The following is a 22,264-nucleotide window of genomic DNA, read 5'->3' on the forward strand; positions in this document are numbered from 1 at the left end:
GCGAAGTCGGTTATCGGCCGCCCCTCAGTTATAGCCAAATATTCCCCACCTGCTGGCGCTGGCAGGCCGAAACTGGGCGTTGGCAGTGATGGCGCTTTGAAACGCGACTGATAGACTTTCACCGGTTGCTTGCCACCTGCTCGTTCCACCTTTACCCATTGCTGATCGGAGGCGACTTGCTCCCTGCGCAGGACACCAGAGGGAAGGGACTGTCATTGGCCAGGAGGCTTTATCGGTCACGGACCCTGGGCCTGGCCCTGGGGTTTTTCTGCGTGGCCGCGGGGATGGCGCCCCTGCAACCGGCGCCCTGGGTCTGGAGCTTCATGCTGTTCAATGCATTTGCCTGGCCGCACCTGGCCTACCAATGGGCACGGCTTGCCCGGGTGCCGTTTCGTGCCGAGTACCGCAACCTGCTGGTGGATTCGCTGCTGGGGGGCTTCTGGGTCGGCGCCATGCACTTCAATCCGCTGCCGCTGGCCACCACCCTGGGGATGATGGCCATGAACAACATGGCCCTGGGCGGGTTACGTTTCTTCCTCGCCGGCAGTGCGGCCCAAGTGCTGGGCATGGGCGTTGCCCTGTGGCTGTTCGGGCCGGCGTTTGTCGCCCAGACCACCCCCGAGCAGGTGTATGCCTGCCTGCCGATGCTGACCCTGTACCCGCTGGCCCTGGGCTACATCTGCTATCAGCAGGCGGTGACCCTGGGCCGGCACAAGCGCGAGCTGCTGGCCCTGAGCCGCACCGACAGCCTGACCGGGCTGCTCAACCATGGCGCCTGGAAGGACCAGTTGGAGATCGAGTTCCAGCGCTGCAAGCGCCAGGCCCATGGTGGCGCCATCGCCCTGATCGACATCGACCACTTCAAGGCCATCAATGACACCTACGGCCATGTGGCCGGGGATGTGGTGCTGCGCCAGTTGAGCAAGCTGCTGCGGCAGAACCTGCGGGTCAGCGACCAGGCCGGGCGTTATGGCGGCGACGAGTTCTGCGTGATCCTGCCGGACGTGCCCCTGGCCCATGCCGCCGAACTGATGGAGGCCCTGCGCGGTCGTTTTGGGGCCCTGGGCTATGAACAGAGCCCGGCGCTGCAGGTCAGCCTGAGCATCGGCCTGGCGGCCTTCAACCCCCTGCACGACGACGCCATGGGCTGGCTCAACGATGCCGACCAGGCCCTGTATGCGGCCAAGACCTGCGGCCGCAACAACGTCACCTGCCACCCGCCGGAGCAGCCGTCCAGGCGTTTGCTCAACTCCCTGTAGCCGCTGTTCCTTGTGTCCCGCGAAGGCGTCTGTGGGTGCGCCTCGGGGTCGGAGGTGTTCCCTTCGCCGCCGGCAAGCCGGCTCCTACGGGGGGCTCGCTGGTGGTTGTAGGAGCGGGCTTGCCCGCGAAGGCGTCTGTGGGTACGCCGCAAGGTCGGGGTTGCTCCCTTCGCCGGCAAGCCGGCTCCTACGGGGGGGGCTCGCTGGTGGTTGTAGGAGCGGGCTTGCCCGCGAAGGCGTCTGTGGGTACGCCGCGAGGTCGGGGTTGCTCCCTTCGCCGGCAAGCCGGCTCCTACGGGGGGCTCGCTGGTGGTTGTAGGAGCGGGCTTGCCCGCGAAGGCGTCTGTGGGTACGCCTCGGGGTGGGAGGTGTTCCCTTCGCCGGCAAGCCGGCTCCTACAGGGGTGGGGGTCAGTCGTGGGTGGGGTGCAGGCGCCGGGCCAGTTCCAGGGCGGTGCGGCCGCTGGCGATGCCCGGCACCAGTCGGGCGAAGGGGATGTCGATCAGTCGGTCTTCGCGCACTGCGCGCAATCGCGACAGCACAGGGTCGCTGTGCAGCAGCTGGCGTTTGCGCCGGGCCGGGGACCACAGGGCGTCGGCCAGGAGCATGGCGTCCGGGTCGTTGGCCAGCAGGGTCTCGCTGTCCACGGTCAGGCGCGGGCGGTCGATGGCGGCAAAGCTGTTGCGTGCACCGGCCGCTTGCAGCAGCACGCCGACAAACCCGCGCTGGCCCTGGCTGGCCAGGCCGTTGACTTCGCTGTCCAGGTAGAACACCGAAGGCGTCGGGCGCCCGCGGTACAGGGCCGCGGCGGCCTCCAGGTCGGCATCCATCTGGCCCACCAGTTGCTGCGCGCGGGCCTCCTGGCGCAGCAGCCGGCCCAGGGTCAGCAGGTCGCGGCGGATATGCCCGAAGTAGTCCTGGTCATGCCCGGCGCAGGCCGATTCCAGCAGGTAGCTGCCCACGCCTATGGCCCCCAGGCGTTGCCGGGAGCTGAAGTTTTCCGGGAAGGCCGAGGCGAAGCCGCCCACCACCAGGTCGGGTTTCAGGCTGTAGAGCACTTCTGCCGACGGGTACTGGCGAGCGATGACCGGCACGCCGTGGTAAAGCCCTTCGGCCTGGGCCTGGCCATCGTCGTCCAGATAGGCGACGCCGATCATCGACGGCCCGGCACCCAGGGCCAGCAGCAGGTCGGCGCTGTGCTGGTTGAGGGCGACGATGCGCTGGGGCGGGCCGTCCACCGTCCAGGTCCGGCCACAGTTCTGGTAGCTGTGCGCCAGGGCCGGCAGGGCCGCCAGCCACAGCAGCAGGCCGAGCAGTCTGCTAGGCATCCGCCGTTCCTCCGTAGGGCGCGGGAATCCGTAGGTCCGCCACCGGTTCGCCCTGGACCAGGTGCTGCTGCACCAGGCGCAGCACCTCGCCGTCATCGCGCACCCGGTACCAGCAGCCGTCCGGGTGCACGGTGAGTACCGGCCCCAGGTTGCACGGGAACTGGCAGGCGGTGCGGGTCAGCAGCACGCCACCGGGCGTCTCCATGTGCTCCAGGCGCAGCAGTTCGCGGCGCAGGGTCTTCCACAGCGCCAGGGCGCCGCGCCGCACGCAGCGCGGGCCGGTGCACAGGAACACCTGGCGGGCATGGGGCGGCACCCGCGACCAGTCCGGGTCGCTCTGCACCGCGTTGACGTTGTCGCAGGCCAGGTGGCGCTCGCGCTGGCCGATGCTGGCGCAGGCCAGGGCCGCGTCCAGCCCGCGCCGGCCCAGGGCCTGGGCGGTGATCCACAGCCGCGGTGCCTGGGGGTGGGCCTGGGCCAGGCGCCCCAGCTCATCGCGCAGCCAGTCCAGGTAGGCACTGTCGGAGCTGGGTTCCAGGTCCACCACCAGCAGCTTCGCGCCGTCCTCGGGCAGGGCTTCGCCCAGCGCCGCCCAGAGGCTGTCGAAGCCGTCCAGGGTGTCGATCACCCGGGTGTCGGCGCCGTCGCCGCGCAGGGCCTCGAGCTCCTTGCGAAAGGCTTCGCCGAGGGCGCCGCCGTGCAGGCCGGGGCCGACGAACAGCACCCGTTGATAGTTCTCATGCATGTCGGTCGGCCTCAGAAGCGGTAGGTGTAGCGCACTTCGGTGGTGAAGGGTCGCCCCAGGTTGTCCACCGAGGGCGAGCTGCTGGTCATGCTGGTGCTGTAGTCGCGGTCGAACAGGTTCTCCACCAGCAGGCTCAGGCGGTGCTGCTGGGCCGTATCCAGGTAGCGATAGGCATCGGCGTCGACCACCGAATAGTGGCCGTAGTCGACGTTCTTCGGGCTGTCGATCTGGCCGATGTAGCGGACCGCGCCACCCACGCCCCACATCCGGTCCGGGGCTTCGAAGCCCAGCCGCGAACGGGCGAAGAAACCGGGGATGTTGCTCAGGGTCACGCCGTTGCGCGACTCCACCAGGTTGCGGGTCATGTCCGCCTGCAGGGTCCACTGCGGGCTGAACTGCCAGCGCCCGTCGAGTTCGATGCCGCGCACCTTGATCCGGCCCTGGCCGTTGCTCCAGACATCGTTGGCGTCGAGGGTGATCAGGTCGTCGATCTTGCGGTGGAAGGCGCTGACGCTGGCGTTGAATTCGCCGGCCAGCAGGCTGCCCTTGTAGTCCAGGCCGAGCTCGGCATTGAGGCTCTTTTCCGGCTTGAGGTCGGGGTTGCCTTTTTCGTAGTCCTCGTTGGCGTACAGCTGCTCGGCGTTGGGCAGCTTGAAGGCGCTGCCGTACTGGCCGCGCAGTTGCCAGTGGGGCGTCAGGTCGTAGAGCGAGGTGAGCATGCCCACGGTGGCGCTCTCGCCGCCGCTGATTTTCTCGTGGCGCACGCCCAGGCTCGGGTGCCAGTCGGGCAGGGCGTCGAACACCGGGCGCAGCTGGGTGTACAGGGCATTGGCCTGGGCCTGCTTGTTATCGATCTTCAGCACGTCGTCCTGGCCCTTGAACCACTGGTTGTCGGTGCCCAATACCAGCACGTGGCCGCCGTCCAGCTCGGCCTTGCCCTCGGCCTGCAGGCCCCAGTCGGTGAAGCCCCAGTAGTCGTTGTGGTTGCGCACCTTGAGGCTGGCGTCGTCGAGGCTGTCGATCCTGGTGTAGCGGGTGTCCCAGTCGTTGACATGGCCCTTGACGAAGTAGCTGAAGCCTTCGCCCAGGCGCTGCTCGAAGGTCGCGGTGGCGATCTGCTGGATGCGGTCGTTGGTGGTTTTCCGGTTGTTCACCGGGCGGGCGAAATCCAGGTTGGCGTCGCTGTACTGGTAGAACAGTTCCAGCCGCGAAGCGTCGCCAAGGCCCTGGATCGCCTTGGCGCCGAAGGTGGTCACTTCATAGCTGCGTTTCTTGTCCCGGGTGTTGGCGTTGTAGGCGCTGTTGCGAAATGGCTGGTAGCCATCGGAGACGTTGTGGCTGACATAGGCCAACAGCCCCAGCTCGCCCAGGCCGTTGCTGAGGATCTGCTCGGCGCGGGCGTCGCCGCTCCTGCCCATGAAACTGTCCAGGCCCAGGTTGACCTCGCCGGAGACGTCGCGGGTCTGCGGGTTGCGGGTGACGATGTTGATCACCCCGGACACCGCCTGTGTACCGAACAGCAGGCTCTGGCCACCCTTGAGCACCTCGATGCGCTCGATGGCGTTGGCCGGCAGGGTATCCAGGTACAGGCCGCCGTACAGGCGGTTGTTCAGGCGCACGCCGTCCAGCAGGATCAGGGTGTCGTCGTTGCGCCCGCCCAGCAGGGAGTAGGTGCCGTAGTCGAAGGGGCCATTCTTGGGCGCCACATACAGCCCCGGCACGTACATCTGCAGGACCCGGGTGATGTCGCTGCTGGGGCCGGCGCGTTCTATCTGCTGGCGGTCGATGATCTCCACCTTGCTGCCGTACCGGGCCATTTCGGCCACCGTGGTGGACTCCACCGAGGGGGCGGAAACAAATTGCCGGTCCAGCGTCAGGGGGCTGTCGTCCGCCAGCAGCAGGGGGCTGAACAGGCAGCCGAGCAGGGCGCCGCTCATGGTGCGGCGAGGTGCACGCCAGTCGCGTGCAGGCAAAGTGTCAGGTGTTGTCATTGTTGGTCTTCTCGAAAGTGTCTTCGGGAAGCACGCAGGAGAGGGTATCGGCCACGGGCACGCGACCATACCGGCCCATGCCCGCCCACCGCAGGATTGCCAAACAGACGTCACAGGCCGGTCTCCGGGCTTGCGAGTCTGGCGGCATTCGCCTTCCCATACCTTGGGTACAGTGGCCTGTTGAATGCAGCACTCGCTTACCGTTGCGGGGGCAGCACCGGACTTGCCCGAAAAGGGGCGCACCGGTTTCCCGTTTCACCTCCTGCACGGCGGCAGGAGGCACCTGAAACTGGGCGGCATATGAACATCCGCCCCGGCGTTCGTCAACGTTGCGCCTGCCGCCAGGTGTTACCGGATTCATCGCCCTGACGCCTCTGTAGCCGCTGCCGAGCCCGCGAGGCTGCGCAAAGGCCCGCAGGGCCTTGCTTGGCAGTCTCATGTCGAGCACCTCAGCGGTCTTGAGATTTCGCGCCCCTGCGGGCCGTTCTTTCGAACGCGGCCCGAGCCTGCGGCAGCGGCTACAGGAGCAGGGCGCTTTGCGGGGCCAGGTGCCGCTGTGCGTGCAGGGCCGTGCGTGACTCGCAGGCCAGCAGCGGCGCCGCCCGTACCGAGTCGCCCGGCTGCAGTTGCAGGCGCTTGGCGGTCAGCCGGTCCACCAGCAGGCAACCCGAAACCAGGCGCCCGGGGGCGGCGGTGATGCGGCAGCTTTCCAGGCGCCGGTTGTGGATCAGCCACACCGGCGCCTGTGCGTCCGGAGTGCCCACCAGCAGGGGCAGGGTCTGGCTTTCGCGCACGCTGCGGATCTTCGCCACCTCGGCCTCGATCAGCGGCCCGCCATCGAAGATGTCGATGCAGCCCTGATGGCTGAAGCCTTCGTCGCGCAGGATGCTCACCGCCTGTTCGGTGCTGGCGTGGGCCTGGCCGATGGCGGCCTGTGCCTGGGGGCTGAGCAGGCAGGTGTACAGCGGCTGGCGCGGCATCAGTTCGGCGATGAAGGATTTGCTGCCGTGGCTGGACAGGCGATTGGCCTGCTGGAAACCCATCTTGAAGAAGTGCCGCCCCAGGCTGTCCCAGAACGGCGAGCGGCCCTGGCTGTCGAGCTGGCCGCGCAGTTCGGCCACCAGCTTGTCGCCGAACAGCCGGGGGAATTCGGCGACAAACAGCAGGCGCGCGGTGGACAGCAGGCGGCCGGTGTAGCCCTGGCGGTGATCGCGGCGCAGGAACAGCGAGCACAGCAGCGACTGCCCGGTCATCTCGTTGCACAGGAACAGGGTCGGGATGTGCTTTTCGATGCCCAGCACCGGGGCGCTGCCGTGGGTGGTGCCGACCCGGTAGTTGTAGCAGGGCTCGCGCAGGCCGATGGCGCCGCTCAGGCCGCAGACCCCGATCACCTGCTGCTCGTCATCTTCCATGACGAACAGGTAGTCGGCATCGGCCCGCTCCACCTGGTTGGCGAAGGCTCGCTGCGCCCAGCGCACCCGATGGGCCAGGCGCTCGGGGTCGGTGGACAGGTTGTTCAGTTCGCGACAGCTGCCTTCGAGCAGGCTCAAGACCGCCGGCAGATCGGTGACGCGGATCGGACGGACGATCATTGGCGGGCTCCTGGCAATGACGCCGGGCAGGGGGGCAACAGGGGCCGGTTCATAAGGCAACGCTCCGTACCGGCTCGCCCGGCGCCAGTTGCAGGGCCTGGAACATGGCCGGGTCGAGGCCGATTTCAGCGCCCGGGGCGGTGTCCAGCGCCGCGACTATGGCGCGAAAGCCCTGCAGCCGCTCGTTGCTCAGCAACCACTGCTGGCCCTGGCCGCTCTGGGGGCTGGGGTAACTGGTGGCAACCCGGCTCTGGGCGATCGAGCGCAGTTGGTGGCTGCGCCCCTGAAGGGTCGGCCCGGCATCGAACAGGTCGACGTACTGGGTCGGCGCGAAGCCTTCGTCGATCAGGATCTGGCAGGCCTCCCGGGCATCCGGGTGAACCTGGCCGATGCAGTCCTGGGCCGCCTGCGCCAGCATCGGGATGTACAGCGGGTACTGGGGCATCAGTTCGGCGAGAAAGCCGCGGCCCTGCAGGGCGCACAGGCGCTCGGCCTCGACATAGGGCAGGTCGAAGAAGTGCTGGCCCACGGCTTGCCAGAACGGCGACTCGCCGTTGGCGTCGCTGTAGCCGACGATCTCGCTGATGCAGCTGTCGGCGAAGCGCTGGGGGTGGGCGGCGATGAACAGCAACCGCCCGCGGGAGGTGAGCTGGGCCAGTGGCGTGCCGCCCAGCGGCGGGTCGACATGGAAGCTGCGCAGCAGGGTCTGTTCGCTGAGGTCGTGGCACAGCGACAGGGTGGGCACCCCGTGCTGGATGTTCAGCTCCCGGGAACTGCTGATGAACGGGCGGTTGCGCAGGCTGTAGAACGGGCTGGCAAAACCGGCAGTGGCGAGGATGTCCGAGCAGCCGCGCAACTGGCCGCTGTCGAGGTCCTCGAGCACCAGGAAATAGTTCTCCGGGCCCTGGCTGGCCTCGCTCTTGGCGAAGGAGGCCTGGGAATCGAGGATCTTGTCCCGCAGGCAGGTTTCGTCATCCACCAGGGAGGTCACGCCCAGCAGGCGTTCGCGGGCCAGGCGCCGCAGTTGGGGCAGATCGGATAACGCCACCGGACGCAAGGCCAGCATGGGTGTACTCCTGTATCAAGGGCCGCTTGCCCCGGGGGGCAGGCACTGGCCAGACATCACTGTCGGTTACCACGCAGTTCCATGGCCGCGGCATCCGGCGGCCAGTCCCCGGGCCGCTCTTGCTGGCAGCGCCGGGGTTGGCGCGACGCCCTGGGGCGCCGCGCGGGTGCAACTAGTGCTTGAGCGGGTCGGGCAGGGCGGCACCGCTGCCCAACTTGTTCAGCAGGAACAGGTAGACCAGCCCGGCAAGGATCCAGATGGCGCCGAGTTTCTGCGCATCCACGCCCATGTTGTACATGATGGCGCTGACGATCACGAAGCCGATCACCGGGCAGATCAGGTGGCGCACCACCTGGCCGGACTTCTGCCGGCGCCAGTAGAAATTGATCACGGTGATGTGCAGCAGCATGAAGCCGCTCAGGGCGCCGAAGTTGACCAGGGAGGTCAGGGTGTCCACCGAGTTGATGAACAGGTAGCAGATCAGCAGCGACAGCACCGCCACCAGGTAGATGCTGATGTGCGGGGTGTTGTGTTTGGGGTGGACCTTGGCCAGCACCTTGGGCAGCTTGCCGTCGCGGGCCATGCCGAACAGCAGGCGCGATACCGCGGCCTGCGAGGTGATGGCCACCGCCACGCCCCAGGCCAGCGCCGTGGCCACTCCGGTGAGGGTCGCCAGCCAGCTGCCGGCGGCCAGTTCGGCGATTTCATAGAAGGCGGTGTCGGCGGACTTGAAGCCCATGCCGGCGGCCAGGTCGGTGGCGATCCAGGTCTGTACCACGAAGATCGCGCCCATCACCACCAGGGTGATCAGCGCGGCGCGGCCGACGCTGCGGCCCGGGTCGCCCTTGACCTCTTCGGCGAGCGTGGAGATGGCATCGAAGCCGAGGAACGACAGTACCGCGATCGAGACGCCCTGCATCAGCATGCCGAAGTGGAAGTTCTCCGGGTTGTACAGCGGCGCCAGGGTCAGCTGGCCGTTGCCGGCGCCACCGTGCAGGGCATTCCAGGCGTAGAACAGGAAGATCCCCAGGACCGCCAGTTGCGCCAGCAGGAACAGGATGTTCATCCGCGCGGTGAAGGTGATGCCGCGCAGGTTGACGAAGGTGGCGCTGACCAGGAACGCCAGGATGAAGCCGACCTTGGGCACTTCCGGGTACAGGTGGTTGAGCGCCATGGCCGCGTAGACGTAGAGCAGCGGCGGGATCAGCAGGTAGTCCAGGAGCATCAGCCAGCCGGCAAGAAAGCCCACATGGGGGTTGAGGCCGCGCTGGGCGTAGGAATACACCGAACCGGCGATGGGAAAGGCGCGGGCCATGGCGCCGTAGCTCAGGGCGGTGAAGACCATCGCCACCATGCCGATGATGTAGGCCAGGGGCACCATGCCCGGGGCTTCCTGGTTGACGTAGCCGTAGACCCCGAACGGGGCGATGGGAATCATGAAAATCATCCCGTAGACCACCAGGTCACGCAGGCTCAGCCCGCGCTTGAGTTCCTGTTTGTAGCCGAATTCTTCAATCTCCATGAAGCCGTTCTCCTTGAGCCTGTGTAAGTGGGTAAAGGCGGGGCCCTGCGGGTCGTCGTTGACACCTCGGGCCGCGCTTTCGTGTTTGAACCTGGCAGGGTTTAAAGACACACCACAGCGGTTTTTCTAGTTGTTGTACCGGTCCTGCAAACAGCGTTTTGGCGCGCCGGGTGAGTCCTTCGGGGCGCGCCGGTGAAACCTTCCTCTCGCCGCGGCTACAGCAGCGGCGCCAGTGTATCGCTCCAGTGCTGCACCGCTTCAGGGGTACGCAGCAGATCGTTGCGCACCTCGATCAATACCGACGCCAGGCCACGGGCGTCGCCGTGCACCGGCACGGTCATGTCGCTCAACGGATCGATCTCGTAGGGCTGGTTGCCCGCCACCTTGATCGGCAGCCTCCACAGCCCTTCGAGGATCCGCGCCGCGTAGTCGGTGGCGCTGCCATACAGCACGCCGATTTCCAGCGCGCGCGGCTGCCCGTAGTAGACCGGGGTGAAGCTGTGGATCCCCACCACCCGCACTTCACGGCCCTGGGCCAGGCGCCGGTCGATGATCCTTTGCAGGCGCTGGTGAAACGGCGTGAACAGCTGCTGGCGGCGGTACTCGCGAGTGGCCTCGTCCAGCTGCTGGTTGCCCGGCACCTGATAGATCTCGCTTTGCAGCGGGATGCTGTCGGGGGCGTGGCGCGGCCGGTTGAGGTCGATCAGCAGGCGCGAGTAATTGGCCGCGATCAGGGTCGCGCCCAGGGCCTGGGACAGGCTTTGGGCCAGTTCCAGGGCGCCCGGGTCCCAGGCGATGTGTTCGCGGGCCGCCAGCGGGTCCAGGCCCAGGTCGTGCAGGGCCGGTGGAATGTAGTGGCTGGCGTGTTCGCACACCAGAATCAGCGGGTGCTCGGAGTCTTCACGGATCAGGCGGTAGGCCGGCTCGGTGTAGAACCCCAGCTCGGCGGATTTAGTACAGGTGTCCATAGTGCTCACAGAGTTGGGCAGCGGTCAGGTGCTCGGTCAGGGACACTTCCTTTTGTTTGACGGCGAAGTAGGTGGCCAGCAGGTCCTGGGGCAGGAATTGCAGCAGTTCAGTGTTGCCGCGCAGGCATTCCAGGGCCTGGGGCAGGGAGCTGGGCAGCGGCACGATGCCACTGGCCAGGCGTTGCTCGGCGCTCAGGTCCGAGGGTGCCTTGTCGGTCACCGCATTGAGCACCCGTTGCTGTTCGAGGCCCAGGCGCCCGGCCATCAGGATGACCGCCATGGCCAGGTGCGGCGAGGCGGTGGCATCCAGGGCGCGGAACTCCAGGTTGTACTGCGGCGCCACCGGCTTGCCGCCCAGGCTCAGGGTCGGGCAGATGCGCAGCGAGGCTTCGCGGTTGCGCAGGCCCAGGCAGGCGTAGGAGGCGCTCCAGTGATGGGGCTGCAGGCGCTGGTAGGAAATCGGCGTCGGCGCGGTGAAGGCGCACAGCGCCGGCAGGTGCCTGAGCACCCCGGCGGCCCAGTGCTGGCCCAGGCTCGACAGGTCGTCGCCACTCACCGCGTGGGGGTCGTAGAGCAGTGGCTCGCCGTCCAGGTTTTGCAGGCTCAGGTGCAGGTGCACCCCGTTGCACACCGCGTCGTCGGCAGTCTTGGGCGCGAAGCTGACCCGGTGCCCCAGTTGCCGGGCGATTTCCCGGGTGATCTCGCGCACGTTCACCGCCCGGTCGGCAGCGGCCAGGCCCTGGGTCGGCCGGCAGGTGATCTCGTACTGCTGCTTGCCGTATTCGGGGAGGAACATTTCCGGTTCGGCGCCGGCGGCCCGCAACGCCGCCAGCAGCCAGCCACCGAAGGCCGCGCCCTGGCGCTGGGCTTCCAGGGAGAAGGCCAGGTGTTCGCGCTGGCCGGTGCCGGTGTCGAGGTTGAATTCATGCTCGAAGGCCGCGGTGATCTGGATGCCCAGCTCGCGGTAGCGCTCGATTTCCTTGCGCAGCAGGGTGCGCGGGCAGGCCGCCCAGGGCGTGCCGTCGGTCTCGCAGATGTCGGCGTGGATGAAATCCAGCGGCGCCGCGCTGGCATCCGGCCCGGCGCCGACACTGACCCGGCTGTCCAGGTCGGGGATCAGCCGCAGGTCGCCATAGGCGCCCCAGGGGTTGTCCTCGGCGATCAGGTTCTGGGGCGTCAGCGCGCTGTTGGCCGGCACCCAGCCGCAGCCGCCGACCTTGTAGCGCTCCAGCTCATCGCTGGGAAAGGAGCGGCCACGGGTGACGCCGATCAGGTCGGTGGTGACGATGCTGGTCATGGCCACCGGGGTCAGGGCCTCGATGCCCTGGCCGCGGCTCATCCGCGGATCTCCCGCAGGCGGCCGAGCACGGTGTCGGTGTCGGTGATCCAGCAGTAGCCCTTGATTGCGTTGAGGCAGGCCTGGTGCCGGGTATCGCCGTAGGTGGCGCAGGCATCTTCCACCAGGGTCACCAGGTAGCCGCGGTCGGCGGCGTCGCGCACGGCCATGTCCACGCACTGGTCGGTGACGATCCCGGCGATGATCAGGTGGCGGGTTTCCAGGTTGCGCAGCACGTAGTCGATGTTGGTGGAGTTGAACACCCCGGAGGAGGTCTTGGGCAGCACGATCTCGTTTTCAACCGGTTCGAGTTCGGCAATGATCGCCGCCTGGGGGCTGCCCTTGGGCAGGTGCATGTCCGACAGCTTGTGGTCCAGGGAGCGGTCACGGCCATCGGCGGTCAGGCTTTCGATAATGGTGTGCAGCACGTTCTGCCGCGCCTCGCGCACCGCCGCCAGCAGCCGTTGCTGGTTGGGGATCACCCGCTCTCGTGCGCGCTTGAGAAAGGCCTCGCCCTCGGGCCCTTGCAGGTGCGGGTCGAACTGCGGTTCAAGCCACGCCCGCTGCATGTCCACCAGCAGCAGGGCGGTGTGGTCGACGACGAAGGGCAGGTCCCGGGGCGAACGGTGGGGCAGGCTGAACATCCTTATTTTTCCTCCAGCACATGGGTAGCAAATTCCGCCCGCAGGGCATCGATGCCCTCCAGGCGTTGATCAAGATGAGGGCTGCGCGGGGTCAGGCAGGCGACCAGCGCCTCGACCTGGGCCAGCGCCGGCACCAGGGTGTCGAATGGCGACAAGGATTCCACCGGTGCACTGATGACCAGGTCCGCCAGCTCCCGCAGCGGCGAGGCATAGATATCGGTGAACAGCACCACCCGGGCGTTGCGTGCCTTGACCGCACTGGCCACGCGCATGGCCTGGGACTGGTAGCGGCGGTAGTCGAACAGCAGCACCAGGTCCTGGCGCTGGACATCGAACAGGCGGTCCGGCAGTTGGGCGTTGTCGTCAAGGAAGAAACAGCCCGGGCGCATCAGCCGCAGGTGGTTGAACAGGTAGAGGGCGAGGAAGCTGCTGAAGCGGCCGCCGAAGCAGTACACCGAATGCCGGCTGTCCAGCAGCCAGTCCATGAGCACGCGGATGTCTTCGGGCTGGGTCAGGGCCTGGGTGTCCTGCAGTACGCGCTGGCTGTCGGCCAGGTAGCGGCCCCAGGTATCGCCCTGGGCCACTTGCGAACGCGGGCGCAGCAGGGTGCTGGGGGAGCGCAGGCGGTCATCCATGTCACTGAGCAGGGCTTCCTGGAATTCGCCGTAGCCGCTGAAACCGAGCTTCTTCACCAGGCGCACGATGGTCGGATCGCTGACCCCGGCGTGTTCCGCCAGGCGTGACATCGGCCCCAGCCCGTTGCGCGGGTAGTGATCGAGCAGGGCCCGCACGACCTTGCGCTCGGAGGGCGTGAGGTCGAGGGCGGGGTCGGTGATCAGGTCTCTGAGAGAGGGCATCGGGGTGCCTTGGAAAGTGATGTCGTTTTTATTTCATAAAATGGCGAAATGGATATTTATGTAATAGACGCTACATGTCTAGTGAATTTTCCTCTGATATCAAATTGCCCTGAAATGGGGCGGTTTCAGGTGGGAATCTGTTGTTGGCGGGGCGGGAAGCCACGGTGCGGGACGTAGGGGAGCGATCGAAACAGGGTCTGGCTTACGCCGAGCAGGCCGAATACAGTGGCGCGACCGCACCGGACAGGCACCGGCGTGCTGTTTTGCAATGAACCTTGGAGGCGGTTGCAGCAAAGATGTTGCATCTGCCCGGCCCGTGTAGGTTTGCCAATCGATAACGCCAGAGTAAACACCGTGCAGGCCACCCGTCTGACCCTGATCTGCCATGCCCGCACCGCCGCCCAGAAGCTGGCGCGTTTTCCCCGGGACGAACCCCTGGAGCTGGACTGGCAAGCCCAGGCCCTGAGCCGTGCCGCTGATTTCAAGCGCAGCATCCGGGTGTTGTGCGGGCCCGAGCTGCGCACCCGCCAGAGCGCCCAGCTGTTCAGCGCCGAGCATGAGGTGCAGGACGCCTTGCGTGACTGTGATTTCGGCGCCTGGCACGGGCTGCGCATCGATGAACTGCAAGAGCGTGAACCCGAGGCGCTGCAGGCCTGGCTCAGGGACCCGCAGCTGGCGCCACCGGGAGGCGAATCCCTGGCCCAGTTGTGCCAGCGCGTGGCGCAATGGCTGGAGGTCATGGCGCAGCGCCCGGGCCACTGGCTGGCGGTGACCCATCCCTTCGTCATCCGCGCTGTGCTGGTGCAGGTGCTGCAGGCGCCGCTGGCCAGCTTCAACCAGATCGACATCGAGCCCCTGTCCCGGCTCGACCTGAGCCACGCCGGCCGCTGGCGCCTGCGCCTGCCCGGCCCCCCGACGCCATCCCGGTAGCCGCTGCCGAGCCCGCGAGGCTGCGCAAAGGCCCCGGGGGCCTTGCCTGGCCATCTCCAGCCGGACATGCAACGGCCCCAGGCCACCTTTCGCTGCGCCGATGCCCGCCGCCCCAGAGGGCTACAGAAGCATTTCTCATCAGGCCAAAGCGCCGCATACTGGCCCGCTGGCAAAACAGCGAGAGCAAGCCCATGAAAACCCTCCTGGTGATCGGCATCGGCGCCGGCAACCCCGACTACATCACGATCCAGGCGATCAAGGCGCTGAACCGCAGCGACGTGGTGTTCCTCATGGACAAGGGGCCGAGCAAGGATTCCCTGATCGACCTGCGGCGCGAGCTGTGCGAGCGCTACCTCACCGAGCGGCCCTTTCGTTACGTCGAGGCGCAGAACCCCGAGCGCGAGCGCGGCGACGTGGACTACCAGGCCAGTGTGCAGACCCTGAACCGCGACAAGCAGCAGGTCTTCGAGCGGCTGATCAACCAGGAACTGGCGGACGGTGAAACCGGCGCTTTTCTGGCCTGGGGCGATCCGGCGCTGTACGACAGCACCCTGCGCATCCTGCAGCAGATCCTGGCCAGCGGCACGGCGTCGTTCGAGTACGAAGTGATCCCCGGCGTCACCAGTGTCCAGGCCCTGACGGCCCGGCACAAAGTGCCGCTGAACCGCATTGGCCGCTCCGTGGAAATCACCACCGGACGCCGCCTGGCAGCGGGGCAGGCCGGTTCCGCCGACAGCCTGGTGGTGATGCTCGACGCCGAGGACTCCTACCGCCACCTGCGCAACCAGGGCCTGGACATCTACTGGGGGGCCTACCTGGGCACCGCGGATGAAATCCTCATCAGCGGCCCCTTGGACCAGGTGGCCGACGAGATCCGCCGTGTGCGCCTGCAGGCCCGCCAGACCCATGGCTGGATCATGGACACCTACCTGCTGCGCAAACCCCAGGACTGACGCCCCGCCGGACCCGCGTCGACCGATTGCATCCCGCTCCTGCACGTCTCTTCTGCAGGAGCGGGCTTGCCCGCGAAAGCGCCGGAATGGACGCCGCCGCCTCAGCGTCGTCCCCTTCGCCGGCAAGCCGGCTCCTACATCCCCTTCCTGCATTAATCTTCTGCAGGAGCGGGCTTGCCCGCGAAAGCGTCGGGATGGACGCCGCCGGACCAGCGTCCCCCCCTTCGCCGGCAAGCCGGTTCCTACGACGGGCGCGGTGGTGTGGTGCTTTCCAGGCCGCGGCCGAAGCGTTCGCGGTACACCGACGGCGGTACGCCCACCAGGCCGCGAAAGGCCACGCGAAAGCTCTCCACCGAGCGATAACCGCAGCGCAGGGCAATGCTTTCGGTACTCTCGCTGCCGCTTTCCAGCAGTTCCCTGGCCCGGGCCAGCCGTTCATGCTGCAGCCAGGCCTTGGGCGAGGCGCCAGTGGCGTCGTGGAAACGCCGCAGGAAGGTGCGTTCGCTCATCAGCGCCCGGGCCGCCAGTTCGCTCACGCTCAGCGGTTGATGCAGGCGCTCCCGGGCCCATTGCATGACTCGCGACAGGTCGCTGCGCGGGGTACGGCTGACCGGTGCGGGAATGAACTGCGCCTGGCCGCCGGTGCGTTGCGGCGACATCACCAGGCGCCGGGCCACGCTGTTGGCCACCTGGGTGCCGAAATCCCGGGCCACCAGGTGCAGGCAGGCATCGATACCGGCGGCGCTGCCGGCGGAAGTGATCAGTTGCCCGGCATCGACATAGAGCACATCCGGGTCCACCCGGATATTCGGGTAACCCTCGGCCAGCTCGCGGGCGTAGCGCCAGTGAGTGGTGGCGCTACAACCATCCAGCAGCCCGGTGGCCGCCAGAACGAACACCCCGGAGCAGATCGACAGCAGCCGCGCACCGCGTTGGTGGGCCTGGCGCAGCGCTTCCAGCAACTTCGGCGGCGGCGCCTGCTCGCGGCTGCGCCAGCCGGGAATGATGATGGTCCGCGCCTGCTCCAGCAGCTCCAGGCCCCCGTCGGCCAGCACCTGGATCCCGCCCAAGGCACGCATCGGGCCGGGGTCCACGGCGGCGATGGTTTGCCGGTACCAGGGGAAATCGAACTCCGGCCGGGCCAGGCCGAAAATCTCCACGGCAATGCCGAACTCGAAGGTGCAAAGGCCGTCGTAGGCGAGAATCGCCACCAGTCCGGGGTGATTGTGCATTTGGCGGAAAGTTACCAGTCAGTGTCCGGGTCGCCACTTTAGCGTGGTGGGGCAGGGCCTATAAAGTCCTTCCCACCTTAATCGCAAGTTTCTGGAGACGCCCATGACCAGCCTGGTCCGCAGCACTGCCGCCGCCCCTTCGGCCATTGCCCTGATGCATTTTTGCAACCGCCTGACCTTTGAAACCGACTGTTCCGACGTCCACAGCAGCCAGGAGGCCGGTGAAGTGGATTTTGTCCTGGTGGATGTGCGTGGCCCCGAAGCCTTTGCCCGTGGCCATGTCCCCGGGGCGATCAATCTGCCCGGGCGCTTGCTCACCGCCGAACACCTGGCCGGTTATCCTCGCGACACCCTGTTCGTGGTGTATTGCGCCGGCCCTCACTGCAATGGCGCGAACAAGGCGGCGGTCAAGCTGGCGGCCCTGGAATACTCGGTCAAGGAGATGATCGGCGGTGTCACCGGCTGGCTCGATGAGGGCTTCCAGCTCAGCACCGGGCAACCGCGCCGCGAGGGAGCGGATCTGTCCTGCGCCTGCTGAAGGGCTGACTCCGCTAGTAGCGGCCTTGGGCTGCGGCTAGCGGGGATGTGTCGGTAAAAATGGCCCGTTCTGAGGCGAACGTCGGGATTTTCAGGGGCAAACGCATCATGCCGGGGCGAGGGAGGAGGTAGAGGATCGCGGACGCATATTTTTTATAAGTATTTGTCGCATAAACACAATTTGCATCCCGGGAGCCGCTCTAGACTGCTGGCCACTTCGATTTGCCCCCCAATCGAAACCAGCCAATAAAAGCCTCCGTCTCCTGGAGTTATAAATGAACAAGTTTGCGCTGTTCGGTGCCCTGGCACTGTCGCTGTTTTCCTTCACCGCTTCGGCCGACGAGGCCAAGCCGATCCGTATCGGTATCGAAGCCGGCTACCCGCCGTTCTCGATGAAGACCCCCGACGGCAAGCTCACCGGTTTCGATGTCGACCTGGGCAACGCCCTGTGCGAGCAGATGCAGGCCAAGTGCACCTGGGTCGAGCAGGAGTTCGACGGCCTGATCCCGGCGCTGAAGGTGAAGAAGATCGACGCCATCCTGTCGTCCATGACCATCACCGACGACCGCAAGAAGAACGTCGATTTCACCATCAAGTACTACCACACCCCGGCGCGCTTCGTGATGAAGGCCGGCACCAGCATCAAGGACCCGCTGACCGAGCTCAAGGGCAAGAAGGTCGGTGTGCTGCGGGCCAGTACCCATGACCGCTTCGCCACCGAAGTGCTGGTGCCGGCGGGTATCGACCTGGTGCGCTACGGTTCCCAGCAGGAAGCCAACCTGGACATGGTCTCCGGCCGCGTCGACGCGCTGCTGGCGGATTCGGTGAACCTCGACGATGGCTTCCTGAAAACCGACGCCGGCAAGGGCTTCGCCTTCGTGGGCCCTGAGTACAACGATCCGAAATACTTCGGCGGCGGTGCCGGCATTGCCGTGCGCAAGGGGGATCAGGAACTGGCCGGGAAATTCAACAAGGCCATCACCGAGATCCGTGCCAACGGCAAGTACAAGCAAGTGCAGGACAAGTACTTCGATTTCGACGTCTACGGCGAGTAAGCCCGGACGTTGAAAAAGGTGGTTGCCGGGGGCCGGCAGCCACCTTTTTTGTGCGCCACTGTTTTATTCTGCGCCACGCCTTTTTCTGATCTCCGGAGTTGCCATGCAACGCATCGACCATTCCTTGCCCTGGGGCCACCTGGGCACCCAGCGCCAGCTCAGTGTGTTCCGCTTTGGCAGCGGCCCGCGCAAGGTGTACATCCAGGCCAGCCTGCACGCCGACGAACTGCCCGGCATGCGCACTGCCTGGGAGCTCAAGCAGCGCCTGGCGCAGCTGGAGAACCAGGGGCGCCTGCAGGCAGTGGTCGAGCTGGTGCCGGTGGCCAATCCCATCGGCCTCGACCAGCAGGTGCAGGGCAGCCACCTGGGGCGTTTCGAGCTGGGCAGCGGCAAGAATTTCAATCGCGCCTTCGTCGAGCTCAGCGGCCCGGTGGGCGACTTGATCGGCAAGCAACTGGGGGACGACGCCACGGCCAATATCGCCCTGATCCGCCGGGCCATGGTCCAGGTGCTGGATGAGCTGCCAGCGGCTGATTCGCAGCTGCAAGCCCTGCATCGCTTGCTGTTGCGCCATGCCTGCGACGCCGACATCACCCTCGACCTGCATTGCGATTTCGAAGCGGCGATCCACCTCTATGCCTTGCCCCAGCACTGGCCTCGCTGGCAGTCCCTGGCGGCGCGGCTCAAGGCCGGGGTGGCGCTGTTGTGCGAAGACTCCGGCGGCAGCTCTTTCGATGAATCCTGTTCCGCGCCCTGGCTGCGCCTGGCCCGGGACTTTCCGCGGGCGGCGATTCCCCCGGCAAACCTGGCCGCCACCCTGGAGCTGGGCAGCATGGGCGACACCCGGGTGCAGCAGGCCCGGGCCAACTGCGAAGCCATCCTGGGGTTTCTCGCCGAACAGGGGCTGATCAGCGGCGAGTGGCCGGCCGCTCCGCAGCAGTGCTGTGAAGGCATGCCCTTCGAAGGCACTCAGTACCTGTTCGCCCCCCACCATGGCGTGGTCAGTTTCCTGCGCGATGCCGGAGAGTGGGTGGAGCGTGGCGATGCGTTGTTCGAAGTGGTGGACCCCTTGAGCGATCGCGTCAGCACCGTGTGTGCCGGCACCAGCGGCGTGCTCTTTGCCCTGGACCGTGGGCGCTACACCCAGCCGGGCATCTGGCTGGCCAAGGTGGCCGGCCGCGAGGCGATTCGTGAAGGCAAGCTGATCAACGACTGAACCGCCCCCGCAGGGGTCGATCGGGCGTTGGCTGGCCAGCGCAAGCTGCAGCGCGCCCACCCCTTGATCCGGCGTCACGCCCTGCGCCGGCCAGCCGGCTCCTATGACAGATGTGCCCATGCCCCGAGTGTCGCTGTGCATCCGCCTGCTGTTCGCCCTGTGTCTGTTGGCGGCGACGTTCAATCACCTGCGCGCCGCCTTCGAGCATGGCCTGCTCTGGGATTATGGCTACGGCGCCGCCACGCCCCTGGCCAGCCGGGCCTTCTGGGGCTCCCTGACGCTGTTCGATCCGCTGGCGGCGCTGCTGCTGTTGGTGCGCCCGCGCTGGGGCCTGCTGCTGACCCTGGCAATCATCCTGCTGGATGTGCTGCACAACAGCCTCTACGTGGCGGCCCATGGCCAGTGGCTGGAGACCTTCTACCTGTCCCAGGTGGGGTTTGCGCTGGCGGTGCTGCTGTGCTTGCCGCTGGCCTGGCGGGGGCTGGGCAGATGAACGCTCGGGACTGGCAGTGCTAGGCTCTGGCGACCCGTTTTTACCCCTTCAAGGAGCTACACATGATCCGCTACCTGGCGCTGTTGGCGCTGCTGGCCGCGCCTTGGGTGCAGGCCGCCGATGTACTGCACGATGACCTGCCGCTCAAGTACCTGGAGCAGGCCCCGGCCGAGCCGCGCAACCAGCCGCTGGTGATTTTCCTGCATGGCTACGGCAGCAACGAGGCTGACCTGTTCGGCCTTCGCCAGCGCCTGCCGGCGAGCTACACCTATGTGTCGGTGCGGGCACCGCAGACCCTGGAGGAGGGCAGCTACCAGTGGTTCCACCGCAAGGGCCAGGGCCCCTACGACGGTGTGACCAGCGAGCTGGCCAGCGGCGCCGAGCTGATCGGCCAGTTTGTCCGCGCGGCGCTGGCCAAGTACCAGACCCAGCCGGACAAGGTGGTGCTGGTGGGGTTCAGCCAGGGCGCGGTGATGGCCTATGAAGTGGGCCTGCGACATCCGCAGTCGGTGCGGGGCATCGCCGCCTTGAGCGGGAAGATCCTGCCGGTGCTGGCAGCGCAGGTGAAGAACAACCCGAGCCTGCAGCGCCTGGGCATCTTCATCGGCCATGGCACCCTTGACCAGCGCCTGCCCTACAGCGATGCGGTGGATGCCCAGCGCTTGCTGCAGGGGTTGTCACTGCAACCGCAGTTCCATGCCTACCCGGGCCTGGGGCACAGCATCAGCGAAGCGGAGATCGACGACCTCAAGGGCTGGCTGCAGGGGCTCAACCCCTGAGCCGGCACGGGGTCTACTGACCGAGGATCTGCTTCATCAGCGCGGTGTGGCCGGCCTTGTCGGTGGCCCGGGAAATTATCTGGATCACCGCCATGCGTGTGCCGGAGCCGGCAATCAGGGTGGAGTTCAGGGTCAGGCCGCCGCCCATGGTGGCGGTGCTGTCGATCTGGCGCACGCCAAGGCCCTTGAGGGTCATGTTCTTTTCGCTTTGCTTGCTGAAATCCGGCAGCGCCGCGGCCTGTTGCGCGAGAAAGCCGCTGACCGCGTCATCGAGAAAGGCGGCGTCGTTGTCCTGGACCTTGGCCCCATGGGGAATGGTGTTCTGCGCCGCGATCACCACGGTACGGGTGGTGGCGTTGGAATACAGGGTGCCGCTGGCGCCCTCGGTGCCATTGGCCTCGCTGCCGGCCGGCAGTACCGAAGCGCTGAACCCCTTGGGCAGGGTGAAGGCGAGCTTGCCGTCGAGGACTGCGACCTTCTCCCCCGAGGCCTGCCTGGCCGCGGATTTGCTGGCGGCGACCGCGTTCAGCGCGCCCAGGCCCGCTACGGTGGCGAACACCAGGACCAGGGCTTTTCTAGCGAAAGATGACATGCGCAATCTCCGGGCAGTGATCAAAGGCGCGCATCATCCCACGGCCGTTGCGGCCTGCTCCACAAGGATTTTTCAGCGCGGCTCCGATGACGGCCAGCCAAGGCTTGTAGGAGCTGGCTGGCCAGCGAAAACTTCCGCCAGCCCGGTGCAAGACTCAAGAGCCCCTGTGCCGGCCAGCCGGCTCCTGCACAGTGGCTCGCAACAGCCGCTTGCTCAGCCCCAGGACCAGCATCGACGCTGCCAGCGCCACCGCGAAGGCGAGCATGCCCAGCGGGGGCAGGGCCAGTGCCAGGGCCAGGCAGAAGGCGGCGAAGGCGTACAGGCCGGTGGTCAGGGAGCGCAGCAGCACGGTGGTGAAGGCCACGCCACGACTCTGATGGGAGAACACCGCAAGGACGCTGCCAAGCACCGGGAACACCGCGAGCATGCCGCTCCAGCGTTCGCCGACGGTGCTGGCCAGCAGGGTCACGGCCAGGGTCAGCAGGGCCCCGGCGAGCATCCGGTAGGGCAGTTTGTCGGAGCGCGGCCCAGGGCTGGCGGGCAGTTCGCCCACCGGCGGAAACAGCCGTGGGGCCAGGAGCAGGGCGCTGGCGGCGCAGAGGCTGGAAAAACCCAGGGATGGCGGCACCTGGGCGATGACCGTGGCCAGCAAGGCCCACACCAGGGTCGCAATGGCCAGGGCCCCGGGCCAGGAGAAGCGCTGCGCGGCATGGGTATAGGCGACGCTGAAGGCGATCATCGCGAACACCGCCGACAGGGCCGCCACTGCGGCATGGGTGGCGAACACCTGGCCCTGCTCCAGGGCCAGGAACAGCAGGATCGGCCCCACCACCACGGGAAATCCCGCCAGCCAGCCAGCGACATTCGGGCCCCAGCGCTTGCTCGCCAGGGAGATCAACCACAGAAATCCGGGAACGGTCAGCAATTTCAACAGCAGCATGGGCGCACTCGGCGGATGAACGGTGCGCCACGCTAGCATCCAACGAAGCGATTGGCGCGTATCTGCAGGCAGGGAAGTGGTCGGGAGTGAAGTGCAGGGTCGTTTTTTCTTGTACAGATAGAAAGTATTGAATCGATTAAAGGCTTGTTTGTACAAGTATTTGGGCTTAAAACGCATTTTTCGCCGATAAAAATTGTACAAAAATTAAATTGTCGTATAGGTTTTTAAG

21 protein-coding genes and 1 riboswitch are annotated in these 22,264 nt (G+C 66.6%); of the genes, 8 read left to right on the plus strand and 13 right to left on the minus strand.

Annotation, left to right across the window (positions count from 1 at the left end):
* Positions 1–176: 176 nt before the first annotated feature.
* Entirely contained in the window at positions 177–1,259 is a 1,083-nt protein-coding gene (locus AC07R1_RS00945; protein ID WP_495109983.1) for a diguanylate cyclase, read from the plus strand.
* Between the two features lie 410 nt (positions 1,260–1,669).
* On the opposite strand, the gene AC07R1_RS00950 is transcribed toward AC07R1_RS00945, so the two are convergent.
* The 10 genes from AC07R1_RS00950 to AC07R1_RS00995 all read right to left on the minus strand — a co-directional run bounded on the left by AC07R1_RS00950 (position 1,670) and on the right by AC07R1_RS00995 (position 13,308).
* Positions 1,670–2,587 (minus strand): ABC transporter substrate-binding protein, encoded by a 918-nt coding sequence (locus AC07R1_RS00950; protein ID WP_015635034.1) that lies wholly within the window; start codon positions 2,585–2,587, stop codon positions 1,670–1,672.
* Positions 2,580–3,332, minus strand: coding sequence for a (2Fe-2S) ferredoxin domain-containing protein (locus AC07R1_RS00955; RefSeq protein WP_053150508.1), 753 nt, complete (start codon positions 3,330–3,332; stop codon positions 2,580–2,582). Before AC07R1_RS00955 ends, AC07R1_RS00950 begins: the two co-directional genes overlap by 8 nt.
* An 11-nt stretch (positions 3,333–3,343) precedes the next feature.
* Positions 3,344–5,269 carry a TonB-dependent receptor plug domain-containing protein gene (locus AC07R1_RS00960; protein WP_495110276.1) on the minus strand — a complete coding sequence of 642 codons (1,926 nt, stop codon included), beginning with the start codon at positions 5,267–5,269 and terminating at the stop codon, positions 3,344–3,346.
* A 152-nt stretch (positions 5,270–5,421) separates the two neighbouring features.
* Positions 5,422–5,625: riboswitch (cobalamin riboswitch) on the minus strand.
* A gap of 216 nt (positions 5,626–5,841) precedes the next feature.
* Positions 5,842–6,915, minus strand: a complete 1,074-nt coding sequence (locus tag AC07R1_RS00965) for an arginine N-succinyltransferase (protein ID WP_495109984.1) — start codon at positions 6,913–6,915, stop codon at positions 5,842–5,844.
* Positions 6,916–6,964: 49 nt separating this feature from the next.
* Positions 6,965–7,981, minus strand: coding sequence for an arginine N-succinyltransferase (locus tag AC07R1_RS00970; protein ID WP_011060540.1), 1,017 nt, complete (start codon positions 7,979–7,981; stop codon positions 6,965–6,967).
* Between the two features lie 172 nt (positions 7,982–8,153).
* Positions 8,154–9,503 carry an APC family permease gene (locus tag AC07R1_RS00975; RefSeq protein WP_011060541.1) on the minus strand — a complete coding sequence of 450 codons (1,350 nt, stop codon included), beginning with the start codon at positions 9,501–9,503 and terminating at the stop codon, positions 8,154–8,156.
* 215 nt (positions 9,504–9,718) lie between these two features.
* On the minus strand, positions 9,719–10,471 hold the full coding sequence (locus AC07R1_RS00980) for an N-formylglutamate amidohydrolase (protein WP_011060542.1): 753 nt from the start codon (positions 10,469–10,471) through the stop codon (positions 9,719–9,721).
* Complete coding sequence (locus tag AC07R1_RS00985; RefSeq protein WP_495109985.1) at positions 10,455–11,810, minus strand: type I glutamate--ammonia ligase; 1,356 nt, start codon at positions 11,808–11,810, stop codon at positions 10,455–10,457. Before AC07R1_RS00985 ends, AC07R1_RS00980 begins: the two co-directional genes overlap by 17 nt.
* The gene (locus AC07R1_RS00990) at positions 11,807–12,451 is read right to left on the minus strand and encodes a cysteine hydrolase family protein (protein ID WP_011060544.1); all 645 of its coding nucleotides are present in this window, start codon (positions 12,449–12,451) and stop codon (positions 11,807–11,809) included. Before AC07R1_RS00990 ends, AC07R1_RS00985 begins: the two co-directional genes overlap by 4 nt.
* Positions 12,452–12,453: 2 nt before the next feature.
* Entirely contained in the window at positions 12,454–13,308 is an 855-nt protein-coding gene (locus AC07R1_RS00995) for a MurR/RpiR family transcriptional regulator (protein WP_011060545.1), read from the minus strand.
* 354 nt (positions 13,309–13,662) lie between these two features.
* On the opposite strand from AC07R1_RS00995, the gene AC07R1_RS01000 reads away from it, so the two are divergent.
* Together AC07R1_RS01000 and cobF are read left to right on the plus strand one after the other, a co-directional pair.
* Positions 13,663–14,238, plus strand: a complete 576-nt coding sequence (locus AC07R1_RS01000; protein ID WP_495109986.1) for a histidine phosphatase family protein — start codon at positions 13,663–13,665, stop codon at positions 14,236–14,238.
* 191 nt (positions 14,239–14,429) lie between these two features.
* A complete protein-coding gene (cobF, locus tag AC07R1_RS01005) occupies positions 14,430–15,191 on the plus strand; it encodes a precorrin-6A synthase (deacetylating) (protein ID WP_015635042.1) in 762 nt (253 codons plus the stop codon).
* A gap of 242 nt (positions 15,192–15,433) precedes the next feature.
* Here cobF and ftrA read toward each other — a convergent pair whose 3' ends face one another.
* Positions 15,434–16,423, minus strand: a complete 990-nt coding sequence (gene ftrA, locus AC07R1_RS01010) for a transcriptional regulator FtrA (RefSeq protein ID WP_065363556.1) — start codon at positions 16,421–16,423, stop codon at positions 15,434–15,436.
* Between the two features lie 103 nt (positions 16,424–16,526).
* Between ftrA and AC07R1_RS01015 the strand changes: the two genes are divergently transcribed.
* The 5 genes from AC07R1_RS01015 to AC07R1_RS01035 all read left to right on the plus strand — a co-directional run bounded on the left by AC07R1_RS01015 (position 16,527) and on the right by AC07R1_RS01035 (position 20,503).
* Positions 16,527–16,961 (plus strand): rhodanese-like domain-containing protein, encoded by a 435-nt coding sequence (locus AC07R1_RS01015; protein ID WP_011060549.1) that lies wholly within the window; start codon positions 16,527–16,529, stop codon positions 16,959–16,961.
* 274 nt (positions 16,962–17,235) lie between these two features.
* A complete protein-coding gene (locus AC07R1_RS01020; RefSeq protein ID WP_011060550.1) occupies positions 17,236–18,015 on the plus strand; it encodes an ABC transporter substrate-binding protein in 780 nt (259 codons plus the stop codon).
* 103 nt (positions 18,016–18,118) lie between these two features.
* Complete coding sequence (locus tag AC07R1_RS01025; protein ID WP_072451401.1) at positions 18,119–19,231, plus strand: succinylglutamate desuccinylase/aspartoacylase family protein; 1,113 nt, start codon at positions 18,119–18,121, stop codon at positions 19,229–19,231.
* Positions 19,232–19,349: 118 nt separating this feature from the next.
* Positions 19,350–19,724, plus strand: coding sequence for a hypothetical protein (locus tag AC07R1_RS01030; protein WP_026020012.1), 375 nt, complete (start codon positions 19,350–19,352; stop codon positions 19,722–19,724).
* A 62-nt stretch (positions 19,725–19,786) separates the two neighbouring features.
* The gene (locus AC07R1_RS01035; protein ID WP_053150529.1) at positions 19,787–20,503 is read left to right on the plus strand and encodes an alpha/beta hydrolase; all 717 of its coding nucleotides are present in this window, start codon (positions 19,787–19,789) and stop codon (positions 20,501–20,503) included.
* A gap of 13 nt (positions 20,504–20,516) precedes the next feature.
* Here AC07R1_RS01035 and AC07R1_RS01040 read toward each other — a convergent pair whose 3' ends face one another.
* Together AC07R1_RS01040 and AC07R1_RS01045 are read right to left on the minus strand one after the other, a co-directional pair.
* The gene (locus AC07R1_RS01040) at positions 20,517–21,095 is read right to left on the minus strand and encodes a DcrB/PsbP domain-containing protein (protein ID WP_220224120.1); all 579 of its coding nucleotides are present in this window, start codon (positions 21,093–21,095) and stop codon (positions 20,517–20,519) included.
* Between the two features lie 154 nt (positions 21,096–21,249).
* On the minus strand, positions 21,250–22,035 hold the full coding sequence (locus AC07R1_RS01045; RefSeq protein ID WP_401023464.1) for a hypothetical protein: 786 nt from the start codon (positions 22,033–22,035) through the stop codon (positions 21,250–21,252).
* Positions 22,036–22,264 lie beyond the last annotated feature (229 nt).

This window comes from Pseudomonas sp. GW821-FHT07F01, assembly GCF_059418825.1.